We start from the raw sequence: 15,032 nt of genomic DNA, 5'->3' as shown, positions 1-15,032 counted from the left end.
GATGAGCACTATGGAGGCGCCGGCCAAGTCGCGCGCCCAGATCAAGGAACGCACGCTCCGCAGGGACAACTGGCGCCTGTATCCGATCACGACGTTCGTGATCTTCACGGCGTGGGTGGTGTACGCGACCGTCCGGGCCTTCTGGGGCTCGGCGTTCTACGTCCCCGAGTACCACTACCTGACGCCGTTCTACTCGCCCTGCCTGAACGACATCTGCAACAACGTCACCGTCGACGGCCACACCGGCGACGCCGCGGAGTTCGGCACCTTCCTCCCGTCGGCCACCCGCGGCTGGATCCCCTTCGCGATCATCACGCTGCCGTTCCTGCTGCTGTTCCGGCTGACCTGCTATTACTACCGCAAGGCGTACTACCGCTCGTTCTGGGCGTCGCCGCAGGCCTGCGCCGTCCGCGAGCCGCACGGCAAGTACACCGGCGAGCGCCGCTTCCCCCTCATCGGCCAGAACCTGCACCGCTACTTCTGGATGGCCGCGTTCCTCATCTCCGTCGTCAACACCTGGGACGCCGTCCGCGCGTTCCACGGCAAGGACGGCGGGTTCGGCATCGGGCTCGGCACCCTCATCCTGGTCGCCAACGTGGTCCTGCTGTGGCTGTACACGCTGTCGTGCCACTCGTGCCGGCACATCGTGGGCGGGCGGCTGAAGAACTTCTCCAAGCACCCCTTCCGGTACCGCATGTGGGGCTGGGTCTCCAAGATCAACCAGAACCACGGGACCTACGCGCTCATCACGCTCGGCTCGCTGGTGGTGGCCGACGCGTACGTCGCGCTGGTGGCCGGCGGCGCCTTCTCCGACCCCCGCATCTTCAACTGAGGCCAAAGGATCATGACTGAGATCGAGAGGCACTCCTACGACGTCGTGGTGATCGGTGCCGGCGGCGCCGGGCTGCGGGCGGCGATCGAGGCCCGCCTCCAGGGCAAGAAGACCGCGATCATCTCCAAGTCGCTGTTCGGCAAGGCGCACACGGTGATGGCGGAGGGCGGCGCCGCCGCCGCGATGGGGAACGCCAACCCCAACGACAACTGGATGGTGCACTTCCGCGACACCATGCGCGGCGGCAAGTTCATGAACAGCTGGCGGATGGCCGAGCTGCACGCCAAGGAGGCGCCCGAGCGCATCTGGGAGCTGGAGCACTGGGGCGCGCTGTTCGACCGCACCAAGGAAGGCAAGATCAGCCAGCGCAACTTCGGCGGGCACGAGTACCCGCGGCTGGCGCACGTCGGCGACCGGACGGGCCTGGAGCTGATCCGCACCACGCAGCAGAAGATCGTCGCGCTGCAGCAGGAGGACCGCGCCGAGCACGGCGACTACGAGGCCCGGCTCAAGGTGTGGGCCGAGACGACCGTGACGCGGCTGCTCAAGGACGGCGACCGGATCTGCGGCGCGTTCGCCTACGTCCGCGAGACCGGCAAGTTCGTGGTGTTCGAGGCGCCCGCGGTGGTGCTGGCGACCGGCGGCATCGGCAAGGCCTTCAAGGTCACGTCAAACTCCTGGGAGTACACCGGCGACGGGCACTCGCTGGCGCTGCTGGCCGGCGCGACGCTGCTGAACATGGAGTTCGTCCAGTTCCACCCGACCGGGATGGTCTGGCCCCCGTCGGTGAAGGGCATCCTCGTCACCGAGTCGGTGCGCGGCGACCGCGGCGTCCTCAAGAACTCCGAGGGCAAGCGGTTCATGTTCGACTACGTCCCCGAGGTCTTCAAGAACCAGTACGCCACCACCGAGGAGGAGGGCGACCGCTGGTACGACGACCCCGACAACAACAAGCGGCCGCCGGAGCTGCTGCCGCGCGACGAGGTCGCGCGCGCGATCAACTCCGAGGTCAAGGCCGGACGGGGGTCGCCGCACGGCGGGGTGTTCCTCACCGTCGTCGACCGGATGCCGGGCGGCGCGGCGGAGATCGTCCGGCGGCTGCCGTCGATGCACCACCAGTTCAAGGAGCTGGCGGACGTCGACATCACCAAGGAGCCGATGGAGGTCGGGCCGACCTGCCACTACGTGATGGGCGGCGTCGAGGTCGACCCGGACACCGGTGCCGCGAAGGTGCCGGGGCTGTTCGCGGCCGGTGAGGTGTCGGGCGGCATGCACGGCTCGAACCGGCTCGGCGGCAACTCCCTGTCGGACCTGCTGGTCTTCGGCCGGCGGGCCGGGATGGGCGCGTCGGAGTACGTGGACGGGCTGCCCGCGCGTCCCGGCGTCCCCGAGGCGGAGGTCGAGGCGGCGGTCACCGAGGCGCTCGCGCCGTTCGAGCGCGAGGGCGGCGAAAACCCCTACGCCGTCCACGCCGAGCTGCAGCAGACGATGAACGACCTGGTCGGCATCATCCGCAAGGAAGGGGAGCTGCAGCAGGCGATCGAGGCCCTGGGCAAGCTCCGCGAGCGGGTCGCCAACGTCGGCGTCGAGCCGGTCGCGGTGAACGACGGGCGCGGCTACCACCCGGGCTGGCACCTGTCGCTGGACCTGCGGAACATGATGCTGGTGTCGGAGGCGGTCGCGAAGGCGGCGCTGGAGCGGCAGGAGAGCCGCGGCGGGCACACCCGCGACGACTACCCGCAGATGTCGGCGGAGTGGCGGAAGGTCAACCTGGTGTGCGGCCTGGCCGGCGACCCGTCGTCCCCGCACGTCGAGCTGAAGCGCCAGCCGATGGTGCCGATGCGCGAGGACCTGCTGCAACTGTTCGAGACCGACGAGCTGAAGAAGTACCTCACCGCCGAGGAGCTGCCGGCGGACGTGGCCGCCGCGGGCGCCGCCGAGGACGACGAGGAGGACGACCAGTGAGCTACGAGGCCAAGTTCAAGGTCTGGCGCGGCGACGACGGCGCGGGCGAGCTGACGGACTACACGGTCGAGGTGAACGAGGGCGAGGTCGTCCTCGACATCATCCACCGGCTGCAGGCCACGCAGGCACCCGACCTCGCCGTCCGGTGGAACTGCAAGGCCGGCAAGTGCGGGTCGTGCTCGGCGGAGATCAACGGCATGCCGCGGCTGCTGTGCATGACGCGGATGTCCACCTTCACCGAGGACGAGACGATCACCGTCACCCCGATCCGGACGTTCCCGGTGATCCGCGACCTCGTGACGGACGTGTCGTTCAACTACGAGAAGGCGCGGGAGATCCCCTCGTTCGACCCGGGCGACGTGAAGCCGGGCGAGCTCCGGATGCAGCAGGAGGACGTCGAGCGCTCGCAGGAGTTCCGCAAGTGCATCGAGTGCTACCTGTGCCAGAACGTCTGCCACGTGATCCGCGACCATGAGGAGAACAAGCCCGACTTCGCCGGGCCGCGCTTCCTCATGCGGATCGCCGAGCTGGAGATGCACCCGGCCGACCAGGCCGACCGGCGGGAGATCGCGGCGAAGGACCACGGCCTCGGGTTCTGCAACATCACCAAGTGCTGCACCGAGGTGTGCCCCGAGCACATCAAGATCACCGACAACGCGCTGATCCCGATGAAGGAGCGGGTCGTCGGCCGCAAGTACGACCCGGTCGTGTGGCTCGGCACGAAGCTCGGCATCGTCAGGAAGGGGCAGGACACCCCGTCGGCGTAGCGGACGGGCGGCGGGCGGCGGGGCGGCGACGGCGGGCGGCGATGCCCCCGGACCGCCGCCCGCCGTACCGCCGTTCCCCATGAACGCCGTGCTCGCCGCCGGGGGCACGGCTCCCCTGTCTCGCCGTGCCTCCGCCCGAGCCGGGCGCCGGCGACCTGCCGGTCGCACACGCCGGGGTCAACCCTGGTGCCCGCGCGCCGCGGTGAATAGGGAAGAGTGCACACAACGCGTGACAAATTCGTGATTATCCCCCTGGGACCGGTGCCGCCGGGTTCCCCTTAGCGTGGTGGGCATGAGCGCCCTCGAACCGGGTTCGTTCCTCGCCGAACTCACCCCGGCGGAACGCGGCGACCTGGAATCCCGCGGCCGCGTCCGCGACTTCGCCCGGGGGGACACGCTGTTCGTCGAGGGGGACCGGTCCAGCTGGGTGGCCGTCCTGCTGCGCGGGCGGGTGAAGGCGTTCTCCTACCGCGAGCACGGCGGCGAGGCGCTGCTCGCCGTGCGCGGCCCCGGCGCGCTGCTGGGGGAGGTCGCCGCGATCGACGGCCTGCCCCGCTCGGCCACCGTCTCCGCGCTGGAACCGGCGCAGGCGCTCGCCGTCACCGCCGACGAGTTCATGGCGTTCCTCCAGGCGCACGGGCGCGTCTCGATCATCATCATGCGGATGCTGTGCCAGCGCTGGCGCGACGCGGACCGCAAGCGCGTCGAGTTCGGCATGTTCGACGCGACCGGACGGGTGGCGCAGCGCCTCGTCGAGCTGGCGGAGCGGTTCGGGCAGCCCTACGAGGGCCGCGCGGACGCGGCGAGCCGCGCCGGCGGGCAGAGCGTCCGCATCACGCTGAATCTGTCGCAGGAGGAGCTCGCCGGCTGGGTCGGCGCGTCGCGCGAGGCCGTCAGCAAGGCGCTGCGGACACTGCGGCGGCACGGCTGGATCGAGACCGGGCGGCGCCGTCTCATCGTGCACGACCTCCAGGCCCTCCGCCGGCACGCCCGCTAACGGTCAAGGCGGTCGCGGGCGGGCCCACGGCGGGCCCGTACTCTGTGCAGGATGCAGCTACAGCAGCTCGCCTACTTCGTCGCGGTCGCGGAGGTACGCCACTTCACGCAGGCCGCGGAGCTCCTGCGTGTGGCGCAGCCGTCGCTGTCCAAGCAGATCCGCGCGCTGGAGACCGAGCTGAACGCGCCGCTGTTCAGCCGCGCCCGGGGCAACATCACCCTGACGCCCGCGGGGGAGGCGCTGCTGCCGCTGGCCAAGCGGATCCTCGCCGACGTCGACACGGCGCGCCTCGAAGTGCAGGAGCTGACCGGGCTGCGCCGGGGACGCGTCCGGCTGGGCGCCACGCCGTCGCTGTGCGCGGGACTCCTCGCGGACGTCCTGCGCCGCTTCCATGACGCCTACCCCGGCATCCAGCTGCTGGTGGAGGAGGGCGGCTCGCGCGACCTGGTCAAGGAGCTGACCCGCGGTTCGCTCGACCTCGCCCTGGTCATCCTGCCGCTGCACGGCGACCCGCCGCTGGACACCGCGCCGATACTGCGCGAGTACCTGGTGGTGGCCTCCCCGGTGGGCGGGGACGAGGGCGACCCCCGGGTGGCCATGCCGCGCCGCTCCTATCTGCGCATCGAGGACCTGCGGAACCGCCCGCTCGTCATGTTCCGCTCCGGCTACGACCTGCGCGAGGCCACCATCAGCGCGTGCCGCGCCGCCGGCTTCGAGCCGCGGTTCGCCGTCGAGGGCGGCGAGATGGACGCCGTCCTGCGGTTCGTCGAGGCGGGCCTCGGCGTCGCGGTGGTGCCCAGCATGGTCCTCGCCGGACGGCCCGGCCTGCGCGGCACGCCGCTCGTCCTGGCCGACGAGGAGGCCCGGCGCGGCCACCACGGCCCCGGCCTGCTGCGCACCATCGCGCTGGCGCACCGCAAGGACGTCGACCTGACCCACGCGGCCCGCGCCTTCCAGGACCTGCTGATGACGTTCCTCCTGGAGGCGGGCGCCGCGCAGAGCCTCCCCGCCGGTGTCGAGTCCCTCCTCCACGCCTGATCAGCACAGGTCGTCGGCGGCCTGCCGGTGGGCCTCGGCCGCGCGCGAAGAAGCCCGCCGTCCGCTGATCCGGTTCGGGGGTCGGGGCGGCGGTGGCGTTGTACGGTTGCGGGACGGACGGCGGGTGGCGAGGGGAGGCCGGTGTGAGCGACCGCACCTCCCGGCAGCGCCGTTTGGTGATGCTGCTGGCGGGCTTCTTCGGCTTCGCCATGACGGCCACCCTGTCCGTCGTCCCGAACGCGGCGGCCGTCGAGATCGTCCGGATCGGGACGGCGGCGGCGTCGAGCGGGGCGGGCTCGCGGGGGCAGGCGTCCTCGCTCGCCCGGGACCGCCGCTCCGCGCCCGCCTGGCCGCGGTTCTCCGCAGCGGACGTCCGGCTGTGGCAACGGCTCGGATTCGGCTCCGGGGAAACGCAGGGCCACCATTCCGTCCTGCCGTCGGCCATTCCGACCGCGGCACTCCGGCCGAGCCGGCTCAAGGCCGCGGCGGCGCGCGAGTGGGTGCCGGCGTCCGTTCACACCTCCGCCGTAGCGGTGCGAGGGCCTCCTTCCGGTACGGGTTTCTGACGCTCATCAGTCATCGGCCGCAGTAAGCCCTGCGGGCGCTGCGGCGTACCCGTATGGAGGCTCGTCATCTTCCGCTTCGCCACGCGGCGGGCGCGTCATGCGCTCGCCCGGTTCACGCTGCCCGCCCATCGATCGGACGCGGCGTGCTGACCGCGTTCGCCCGCGCGTTCCGGACCCCGGAACTGCGCCGGAAACTGCTGTTCACCCTGTTCGCCATCCTCGTCTTCCGGCTGGGGCAGAACCTGCCGCTGCCGAACGTGGACGTGACGGCGCTGAGGTCCGCCGCCGACGCCGCGAAGAAGAGCAACCAGCTCTATGGACTGCTCGACCTGTTCAGCGGCGGTGCGCTGCTGAAACTGTCGGTGTTCGCGCTCGGCATCTACCCCTACATCACCGCGAGCATCATCCTGCAGTTGCTGACGGTGGTCGTCCCGAAGCTGGAGGCGCTCAAGAAGGAGGGGCAGTCCGGCACCACGAAGATCACGCAGTACACCCGCTACCTCACGGTCGCGCTGGCGGTCCTGCAGGGCGCGAGCGTTGTCGCGATGACGTCCGCCGGGCAGCTGTTCCAGGGCTCGGACGGCATCCTGCACGACAGGGGCGTCTTCCCGATCGCGACGATGGTCGTGTGCATGGTCGCCGGGACGGCCGTCACGATGTGGCTGGGCGAGCTCGTCACCGAGCGGGGCGTCGGCAACGGGATGTCGGTGCTGATCCTCACGCAGGTGGTGGCGGTCTTCCCCGGCCAGTTGTGGGCCATCTACCAGGCCAAGGGCGGGTTCGTCTTCGCCCTGGTCATCATCGTCGGGCTGGCCATCATGGCCGGGGTCGTCTTCGTCGAGCAGGCGCAGCGGCGCATTCCCGTGCAGTACGCCAAGCGAATGGTCGGACGCCGCGTCTACGGCGGCACCTCGACCTACATTCCGCTGAAGGTCAACCAGGCGGGGATCATCCCCGTCATCTTCGCCTCGTCCCTGCTCTACCTACCGGTGCTGGCCACCCGGCTGTGGCCGGACGTGGAATGGCTGCAGCGGGTCCAGCCCTTTCTCGACCAGGCCGATCCGTGGCACATGGCCGCGTTCTTCGCGCTCATCGTGTTCTTCACCTACTTCTACGTGGCGATCACCTTCAATCCCACGGAGGTGGCCGGCAACATGCAGAAGTACGGCGGTTTCGTGCCCGGCATCCGGCCGGGACGCCCGACCGCCGAATACCTCGACCACGTCCTGACCCGTATCACCGCGCCCGGTGCGGTGTATCTGGGCCTCGTCGCCCTCATTCCGATGGCGGCGCTGGCGCTCCTGGACGTCGGGAACCAGTTCCCCTTCGGCGGGACGACGATCCTCATCGCCGTCGGGGTCGGCCTCGACACCGTCAAGCAGATCGAGAGCCGTCTCCAGCAGCACAACTACGAAGGGTTCCTCCGCTGAACCGGGCCCGCCGCCGGGACGCGCGGTCCCGGCGGCGGGGCGGTTCACCGCCGGCTCAGAGGTGCGGGGCGAGGGCGGCGAGCAGCTGGCGCTTGGGCTTGGCGCCGACCATCTGGTGGACGGCCTCGCCGTTCTTGTAGAGGGTCAGGGTCGGGAAGCCGAGGACGCCGTACCGGCTCGCGATGTCGGGGTTCTCGTCGCCGTTGAGGGACGCGATGGTGAGGCGGTCGCCGAGCTCGGCGTCGAGCTGCTCAAGGATCGGCGCGATCATCTTGCACGGCGGGCACCAGTCGGCCCAGAAGTCGACCAGTACCGGGCCGGGGGCGTTGAGGACCCGCTCGTCGAAGGTCGCGCTGGTCACCGTGATCATCTGTCGCCTCCTGGGGGACGGTGCAGCCCGGGCAGGCCCGGGCGAGGTGGGCGGCCACGCCGGCGCGGCGCCGGACGAGGGCGGCGATCTCGGCGTCGATCTCGGCGAGCTTGCGCCGGTACACCGCGACCGGCTCGGGGCACGCGTCGCCGGTGGCGTGGCCGGAGCGCAGGCAGTCCACGAACGGACGGGTGTCCTCCAGCGTGAAGCCCGCCGCCAGCAGCGACCGGATCTCCGTGACGAGCCGCAGGTCGGACTCGTCGTACTGGCGGTAGCCGTTGGCCGCGCGGCGCGCGGTGATCAGTCCCTGCTGCTCGTAGAAGCGCAGCGTGCGGGTGCTGACGCCGGCCCGTTCGGCCAGCTCGCCGATCAGCATCGGGATCCTCCCTCGGTGGCCGTCAACGACCGTAAGCCTTAACGTGCGCGTCAAGGTCAAGCGGCGCGTCGAGGTCGAGCGGCGCGGCAGGGTCGAGATATCAACATGGTGCCTTCTTCACAAACTGGTCCAGGTCGCCGGGGTGGGAAAGGGGCAGCGGGTGCTCGTGCACGCGGCTGCGGGCGGGGTCGGGCATCTGGCCGTGCAGATCGCCAAGGCGCGCGGCGCGCACGTGATCGGGACGGCGCGGGCCGCCAAGCACGCGTTCCTGCGCGAGCTGGGCGCCGACGAGCTGGTCGACTACACGCGCGACGACTTCGCCGAGGTCGTCCGGGACGTCGACGTCGTCCTGGATCCGATCGCGGGCGACTACGGCCCCCGGTCGCTGCGCACGCTCAAGGACGGCGGGATCCTCATCGACGTGCGGGGCACCGGACCCGACCGGACGGAGGTCCGCGCGCGGGCGGAGGAGCTCGGCCTGCGCTTCGTGCAGTTCGGGTTCACGCCGTCCGGCCTGGCGGAGATCGCGAGGAGCGGCGTGCGGGCCGTGGTGGACGAGGTGCTGCCGCTGTGGGAGGCGGCGAAGGCGCACGAGCTCAGCGAGACGGGGCGGATGACGGGGAAGATCGTGCTCGCCGTCGGATGAGCTGGAACAGCGCGGCGGGCACCGCGACGGCCGTCAGGATCGCGGCGCCCGCGCGCTGGTCGTGCAGCGGGGCGGCGCCCCAGTGCCGTCCGAGCCCCTGATACCAGCCGTCGCCGAGGACGGACCCGTCCAGAAGGAGGACGATCCCGGCGACGACGAGCAGAACCGGAAGGACGGCGGGCACGCGGGCGCTGCCGAAGAACGCGAGCCCGATCGCGAGGAAGCACGCCATCGCCAGCGAGTGGAGCGCGTGGTTGGCCAGCGAAGCGCCGAACAGCGGGGACGCGTAGTACGCGTAGAGGCTCAGGAGGAAGAGCGCCGAGGAGACGACCGGATGCCTAAGGAACCGCACGCCTCGGCTGTCCGCGACGGTGGCGAGCAGTGAACCGGCAGGCACGAGTCCCAGCGGACGCCCATACAGAAGGAGTAGGGGAGCGACCACCCCGACCAGTACGTGCTGCAAGGCGTGGGCGCTGAACAGGACCATGCTGTACCGGGCGACCCCACTGCCCATGGCGAAGAGCAGGACGCTCAGCCCGGCGGCCCACGCGAGACCACGGCGCAGCGGCCAGCGTCCCGTCCGCGCCACCCCGATCCCGTACAGGACGGCCCCGAGGAGCACGAGGACCAGGAACAGGGGGTCGAGCCACCACCTCGTCATGTACGCGACGAACCCGGCGGGACCGGGCAACGGGAAGCCGAGCCGCAGAGCCACCGCGTCGATGGTGCCCGGTGAGACCTCCGGCGGCGGGGTGCGCGCGAGGCCGGTCGCCAGCGCCATCGTCGCGGCCATTACCAGGATCTCGGCGGACGCGAGCCGGGTGAACGGCCGGGGAGTCGACGCCAGCGAAGGGATCGTGCTGCGGCGATGCCACCAGCCCATGGTGCCGAGGACGGTGAGCGCGACCGCCTTCGCCACCACCAGCGCCCCGTAGCGGGAGCCGAGGTGCAGGCCGCCGAGCCGCACCCACGCGTTGACCGCGCCGCTCACCCCGACGACGGCGAACGAGACCAGCGCGAGCCCGCTGTAGCGCTCCACGACCTGCGGCAACCGGTCGCGGATCTCGGGGGAGAGGGCGACGAGGACGACCAGCCCGCCGATCCACAGCGCCGCTCCCGCGATGTGCGCGGCGAGGCTGTAGACGGCGAGGGCGTGGTGGGAACCGGTCGCGGCATGGCCGGTGAACAGCGGAGGCAGCAGCCCGGCGAGCGCGCCGAGCAGCAGGTAACCGGCGATGCCGTCGGCGGCGCGCAGCCGGGCCGCCCAGCAGAGCGCGACGGCGGCGCCGAACACCAGGACCAGGGCACGCCCCTGCGGCAGGTCGAACAGGAACGTCCGCAGCATGGCGCCGGTGATGCCGGCGACTCCGGCGCCGAACAGGTCGGACACGGTGAACGCCGTCAAGGCGAGCGTGCACAGGGCCCACGCCATCGCGCTCAGCGAGGCCGCCGCCATGCATCGGCGCGCGACACCGGTCCCCGGGACGAGGACGGCCGCGGCCAGCAGCCACCCGGCCGTCACCGTGGACGCGACGTTCACGCCGAGCTTGGCGACCGAGAGGCCGGTCTTGGTCAGCGCCCCGGCCTCGGACAGGCCGGGCGCGGCGGTGGCGCCGAGCGACCCGCCGAGCCGCACCACCAGCGCCAGGACCAGCAGAGCCGTCGCGAGCGCCGCCGTCACGAGGACGGGCCGGTCGATTCCGGGCGCCTGCCGCGATCGCATTGCCACGGCGGGAGATACGCGTACACCCGGGCGGAAGGTTCAGCGATCACTAAAGTGTCCGCCATGCCCCCACCTGGGGGAGGTCGGGGCGGTATCCGCCGACCGGCGACGCCCGCGGACGTCCGGAGAGGTGGCCATGAGCGCCAACGACGGTGGCAACACCTACCTGGAGAAGGTCGTCGCCCAGCAGGCCGTCCTGGAGGACGACCTGCGGTCGCGGCGCTCGTCCCCGCCGCCGCCCGGGGCCGTGCCGCCGCCGGGGCCGCTGGCCAAGCGGGACCGCGCGCTCGGCGGCGGGCCCGCCGGGCCGGCCGAGCCGGGCCCGGTCGAGGTGCGGATCAAGGGGTTCTGGCGGTGGAAGAACGTGCTGGTCCCGCCGAACGCCTTCGTCGTGCACACCCGGCGCGGGCGCGCGGAGCCGCTGCACATCGGGCTCGGGGTGTCGTTCCGGTTCAACCCGTCCACCGACTCGTTCCTGGTGGTGCCGGGCGCGACGCAGACGATCCTGATCAACGCGTACTGCATCTGCAGCGAGCTGCAGGGCGTGCTCGTCCAGGGCTACGTCCAGTGGATCGTCCAGGACTTCGCGACCGCCTACCGCAAGCTCGACTTCGGCGACGCGCAGGACCCGATGCGGGTGGTGAACCTCCAGTTGCGCGAGCAGGCGGAGGCGGCGATCAAGGACAAGGTCTCCAGCATGGGCGTGCGGGACGTGCTGAGCGACAAGCAGCCGATCATCGAGGAGCTGACCGCGCGGCTGCGCGCGGTCGCCGAGGGCGAGGACCACAGCGACCGGGGGCTCGGGCTGCGGATCGTCACGGTGCAGATCAAGGAGGCCGTGGTCAGCTCGTCGCGGCTGTGGGAGAACCTGCAGAAGCCGTACCGGGCCGAGCAGGGCCGGATCGCGCGGCTCGCCGAGCTGGAGGCGGAGGAGGCCGTCGCGCAGCGGGAGATGGCGGCGCAGCGGGTGAAGGAGACGCAGCGGCTGGAGCACGAGCGGGAGCTGGCGGAGCTGCGGTCGCGCAACGAGGCGGAGCGGTTCGACACCGAGACGTCCGAGAAGCTGCGCCGCACCCGCCGCGAGCACGACGACGCCCGCGAGGTCGCCGAGCTGGAGACCGAGACGACCCGGCACGCGCTGCGGATGGAGCGGGAGCGGCACGCGGAGGAGGCCGAGACCGGGCGGCTGCGGATCGAGCGCGACCACGAGCTGAACCGGCTGCGCGTCGAGGGCGAGCTGGCGCTCCAGGAGACGCGGGCGCGGTCCCACCACGAGACGGCGCTGCTGGGCCTGGAGCGCGACCGGGCCCGCGCCGCGATGGACAACGAGCAGGCGCCCGCGGCGATCCAGGCGCGCCTGATCACCCGGCTGCCCGACATCCTGGAGCGGCTGCCGAAGCCGGACGAGGTCCGCACCGTGACCGTCAACGGCGCCGACCAGACGAGCCTCGCGGGGCTGCTGACCCAGCTCACCGCGGTGATCGGCGCGCTGCGCGCCGCCACCGCGGAGAGCCCGTCCGTCACGGGCGGGGCGCCTCCGGAGGGAAACGGACGGGCAGCGCGGTGAGCGCCCGGTGGAACGGGCCGGGACGCCATTCCAGCTCGTCCGCCGGGACGGCCAGCTCCATGTCGGGCAGCCGGTCGAGCAGCGTCTCGATCGCGGCGGACGCGATGAGCCGCGCGTGCCCCTTGGCCGGGCAGGTGTGCGGCCCGGCGGCGAACGCCAGGTGCGCGCGGTTGCCGGTGCGCTGGTGCGGGGTGCGCGACGGGTCGGTGTTCGCGGCGGCGTAGGAGATGACGACGGGCTGGTCGGCGGGCAGCAGGTGGCCGTGGAAGTCGACGTCCTGGCGGGGGAACGTCGCGCCGAAGTTGGCCATCGGCGGGTCGGTCCACAGGATCTCGTCGAGGGCGTCCTCGACGGGGAGGCTGCCGCCCGACAGGTCGCCGCCGAACCGGTCGTCCGACAGCAGCAGCCGCAGCCCGTTGGCGATGAGGTTCTGCTCCGGCTCGGTGCCCGCGCCGAGCAGCAGCGCCATCTGCTCGGCCATCTCGTCGTCGTCCAGCTCCGCCGGATGCCCGGTCATCCACGACGTCACGTCGGCGCCGGGTTCGGCGCGCTTGTGCGCCACCAGGTCCCGGGTCGCCTGGTTCAGGACCGCGTTGGCCTCCTCGGCGGACGTGCCGTCGAAGATGCCGCTCATCCCCTCGACGAGCCGGTCGCCGATCTCGGGCGGGCAGCCGAACAGCTCGTTGAACACCAGCAGCGGCAGGACCCGCGCGTACTGGCCGATGAGGTCGGCCTCGCCGTCGGCGGCGAAGGCGTCGACGAGCCGGTCCGCGCCGGTCTCGACGTGGCCGCGCAGCGCGCCGGTGTCGACCCGGTCCAGGCTGTCGGTGATCACCGAGCGGAGGCGGGCGTGCACGGCGCCGTTGGCCGACAGCGTGTTCGGCCGGTACATCAGCATCGGCAGGACGGGGCAGTCGGCGGGGACGCCCTGCTGCCAGCGGCTGCCGTCGCGCGGGAACCGGCCCGGGTCGCGCATGACCTCCAGCGCCGCGTCGTAGCCGATGACGAGCGTCGCCGGGACGCCGGGCGCCAGCTCGACGGGCGCGACGCCGCCGTGCGCGCGCAGCGCGGCGTACACGCGGCCGGGATCGGCGGCGAACTCCGGCCCGTAGAGCCGGCCGGGCTCGTCCGTTCCCTCCTCGCGGGCGGGACGGGTCTGGTCGATGGTCACGGGGTCTCCTGGCCGGATGCGAGCAGGTGGTCGACGAGGGCGATCAGCGCGTGCGTCGAGGACGCCCGGTCGCGCGCGTCGCAGCTGACCAGCGGCGTCGACGGCGCGAGGTCGAGGGCCTCGCGGACCTCGGCGTCGGGGAACTCCGGCGACCCGTCGAACCGGTTGACCGCCACCGCGTACGGCAGTCCCTGCCGCTCCACGATGTCCATGACGGCGAACGACTCCGCCAGCCGCGCGGTGTCCACCAGGATCAGCGCGCCGAGCGCGCCGCGCGCCAGGTCGTTCCAGAGCCGGGTGAAGCGCTGCTGGCCGGGCGCGCCGAACAGGTACAGCACGAGGTCGTCGCTCAGCGTCAGCCGGCCGAAGTCCATCGCGACGGTGGTGGTCGTCTTGTCGCGGATGCCGGCCAGGTCGTCGACGGCGGCGCCGGCCTGCGTCATCCGCTCCTCGGTGCGCAGCGGCCGGATCTCCGACAGCGTCCCGACGTAGGTCGTCTTGCCGACCGCGAAATGCCCCACGATGAGGATCTTGACGGCGGTCCGGACCGTCTCGCGCAGGTAGGGCCCGCTTCCCGCAGCGACGGCCTCGGTGCCTCCCGAGGGGGGACGGCCCCCCACGACCCCCGCGCCGGCTCCGCCGGCTTCAGAGACTGGCGCGGAGTCCATCGAGCACCTCCTGCAGGAGCCGGGTCCGGGACGGCTGGGCGGCGGGCGCCGGCGCCCGCGTGGTGAGGTGCCCGGCGTCGACCAGGTCGGACAGCAGCACCTTCGTCACCCCGACGGGCAGCGACAGGTGCCCGGCGATCTCCACGACCGACAGCGCGCCGCCCCGGCACAGCTCCACGATCCGCGCCTTCTCCGGAGTGAGCCCGGCGCGCGGCAGGTCGCCGGTGGAGATCACCAGGGTGACCAGGTCGAAGACGTTGCGGGACGGGTGCGCCCGGCCGCCGGTGACGACGTGCGGGCGGACCAGCGCCCGCTGGTTGCGGCGGCTCATGCGGGGCTGCCCGCGCTCGGGCGCGGCGGGCTGCTCAGCTCCTTGCCCAGCCGCTGCACCAGCTCCTGGAGCCGGAACGACACCGTCTCCATGTCCACGTGCTGCGTCGCCGACACCGCCAGGTACGCGCCCGGCCCCGCCGCGACGAGGAACACGTACCCGCCGTCGAACTCGCTGACGGTCTGCCGCCAGGTCGTGCCGGCGTCGCCGCAGAACTCGGCGGTGCTGCGGGCCAGCGACTGCAGCCCCGACATGCCGGCCGCCTGCCGCTCGGCGTCGTCCCGGCCGATCCGCTCCGAATGGGCGATCAGCAGCCCGTCGGCCGACAGGAGGATCGCGTACCGCGTCTCGGGCATCCGCAGGGCGTCGTCGAGCATCCACCCGAGCCGGTTCGTGCCGTCGTCCATCGCGCCGTTCCACCCCTCGTTCATGGCCGCAGGTCCTTTCCTTCAACGCCCGGCGGCGGCGCCGGAGTGCCACCGGGCGGCGTGCCCGTGCGGCCGGACCGGGTGCCGCGCTGCCAGGCGCCGAGCCCGGCGGCGGTCTCGCGCGGCGGCCGCACCGGATCCCGCCACGAGGCCGGCG

The 15,032-nt window shown here is 72.2% G+C and carries 16 protein-coding genes; 9 read left to right on the top strand and 7 right to left on the bottom strand.

Going from position 1 to position 15,032, the window contains the following annotated elements:
* The first annotated feature begins 1 nt into the window (after window position 1).
* The 7 genes from ABD296_RS35580 (at window position 2) to secY (ending at window position 7,595) form a co-directional block, all read left to right on the top strand.
* Window positions 2-832: a hypothetical protein gene (locus ABD296_RS35580; RefSeq protein WP_344277711.1), complete on the top strand. Its 831-nt coding sequence runs from the start codon at window positions 2-4 to the stop codon at window positions 830-832.
* A gap of 12 nt (window positions 833-844) precedes the next feature.
* On the top strand, window positions 845-2,797 hold the full coding sequence (locus ABD296_RS35575; RefSeq protein WP_344277708.1) for a fumarate reductase/succinate dehydrogenase flavoprotein subunit: 1,953 nt from the start codon (window positions 845-847) through the stop codon (window positions 2,795-2,797).
* Window positions 2,794-3,564 carry a succinate dehydrogenase/fumarate reductase iron-sulfur subunit gene (locus ABD296_RS35570; RefSeq protein WP_344277705.1) on the top strand — a complete coding sequence of 257 codons (771 nt, stop codon included), beginning with the start codon at window positions 2,794-2,796 and terminating at the stop codon, window positions 3,562-3,564. Before ABD296_RS35575 ends, ABD296_RS35570 begins: the two co-directional genes overlap by 4 nt.
* A gap of 292 nt (window positions 3,565-3,856) precedes the next feature.
* Window positions 3,857-4,561 (top strand): Crp/Fnr family transcriptional regulator, encoded by a 705-nt coding sequence (locus ABD296_RS35565; RefSeq protein WP_344277703.1) that lies wholly within the window; start codon window positions 3,857-3,859, stop codon window positions 4,559-4,561.
* Between the two features lie 51 nt (window positions 4,562-4,612).
* Window positions 4,613-5,599: a LysR family transcriptional regulator gene (locus ABD296_RS35560; protein WP_344277700.1), complete on the top strand. Its 987-nt coding sequence runs from the start codon at window positions 4,613-4,615 to the stop codon at window positions 5,597-5,599.
* A gap of 143 nt (window positions 5,600-5,742) precedes the next feature.
* On the top strand, window positions 5,743-6,165 hold the full coding sequence (locus ABD296_RS35555) for a hypothetical protein (RefSeq protein ID WP_344277698.1): 423 nt from the start codon (window positions 5,743-5,745) through the stop codon (window positions 6,163-6,165).
* Window positions 6,166-6,308: 143 nt separating this feature from the next.
* Window positions 6,309-7,595 (top strand): preprotein translocase subunit SecY, encoded by a 1,287-nt coding sequence (gene secY, locus ABD296_RS35550; RefSeq protein ID WP_344277695.1) that lies wholly within the window; start codon window positions 6,309-6,311, stop codon window positions 7,593-7,595.
* Between the two features lie 55 nt (window positions 7,596-7,650).
* Here the strand turns inward: secY and trxA are convergent, their stop codons facing one another.
* Complete coding sequence (trxA, locus tag ABD296_RS35545) at window positions 7,651-7,965, bottom strand: thioredoxin (protein ID WP_344277692.1); 315 nt, start codon at window positions 7,963-7,965, stop codon at window positions 7,651-7,653.
* Window positions 7,847-8,341: a MerR family transcriptional regulator gene (locus tag ABD296_RS35540; RefSeq protein WP_344277689.1), complete on the bottom strand. Its 495-nt coding sequence runs from the start codon at window positions 8,339-8,341 to the stop codon at window positions 7,847-7,849. Before ABD296_RS35540 ends, trxA begins: the two co-directional genes overlap by 119 nt.
* 43 nt (window positions 8,342-8,384) lie before the next feature.
* Here ABD296_RS35540 and ABD296_RS35535 point away from each other — a divergent pair, with 43 nt between their 5' ends.
* Window positions 8,385-8,987 (top strand): zinc-binding dehydrogenase, encoded by a 603-nt coding sequence (locus ABD296_RS35535; protein ID WP_344277686.1) that lies wholly within the window; start codon window positions 8,385-8,387, stop codon window positions 8,985-8,987.
* Here ABD296_RS35535 and ABD296_RS35530 read toward each other — a convergent pair.
* The gene (locus tag ABD296_RS35530; protein ID WP_344277684.1) at window positions 8,938-10,710 is read right to left on the bottom strand and encodes a cytochrome c oxidase assembly protein; all 1,773 of its coding nucleotides are present in this window, start codon (window positions 10,708-10,710) and stop codon (window positions 8,938-8,940) included. The two genes, ABD296_RS35535 and ABD296_RS35530, sit on opposite strands and share 50 nt — an antisense overlap.
* A 136-nt stretch (window positions 10,711-10,846) precedes the next feature.
* Between ABD296_RS35530 and ABD296_RS35525 the strand changes: the two genes are divergently transcribed.
* Window positions 10,847-12,277, top strand: a complete 1,431-nt coding sequence (locus ABD296_RS35525) for an SPFH domain-containing protein (RefSeq protein ID WP_344277681.1) — start codon at window positions 10,847-10,849, stop codon at window positions 12,275-12,277.
* Here the strand turns inward: ABD296_RS35525 and ABD296_RS35520 are convergent.
* From ABD296_RS35520 to ABD296_RS35505, 4 genes are read right to left on the bottom strand one after another with little or no spacing between them, the layout of a single operon-like run.
* Entirely contained in the window at window positions 12,231-13,448 is a 1,218-nt protein-coding gene (locus ABD296_RS35520) for a cytochrome P450 (RefSeq protein WP_344277678.1), read from the bottom strand. The two genes, ABD296_RS35525 and ABD296_RS35520, sit on opposite strands and share 47 nt — an antisense overlap.
* Window positions 13,445-14,068: a GTP-binding protein gene (locus ABD296_RS35515; protein WP_344277675.1), complete on the bottom strand. Its 624-nt coding sequence runs from the start codon at window positions 14,066-14,068 to the stop codon at window positions 13,445-13,447. Before ABD296_RS35515 ends, ABD296_RS35520 begins: the two co-directional genes overlap by 4 nt.
* A gap of 25 nt (window positions 14,069-14,093) precedes the next feature.
* Window positions 14,094-14,447 (bottom strand): DUF742 domain-containing protein, encoded by a 354-nt coding sequence (locus ABD296_RS35510; protein ID WP_344277673.1) that lies wholly within the window; start codon window positions 14,445-14,447, stop codon window positions 14,094-14,096.
* The gene (locus tag ABD296_RS35505; RefSeq protein ID WP_344277670.1) at window positions 14,444-14,878 is read right to left on the bottom strand and encodes a roadblock/LC7 domain-containing protein; all 435 of its coding nucleotides are present in this window, start codon (window positions 14,876-14,878) and stop codon (window positions 14,444-14,446) included. The genes ABD296_RS35510 and ABD296_RS35505 overlap by 4 nt, the downstream gene beginning before the upstream one ends.
* Window positions 14,879-15,032: the final 154 nt, after the last annotated feature.

This window comes from Actinomadura napierensis, assembly GCF_039529375.1.
GTDB classification, from domain to species: domain Bacteria; phylum Actinomycetota; class Actinomycetes; order Streptosporangiales; family Streptosporangiaceae; genus Spirillospora; species Spirillospora napierensis.
The sequence above is the reverse complement of the archived record's forward strand: the minus strand, read 5'-3'. Positions and strand labels throughout refer to the sequence as shown.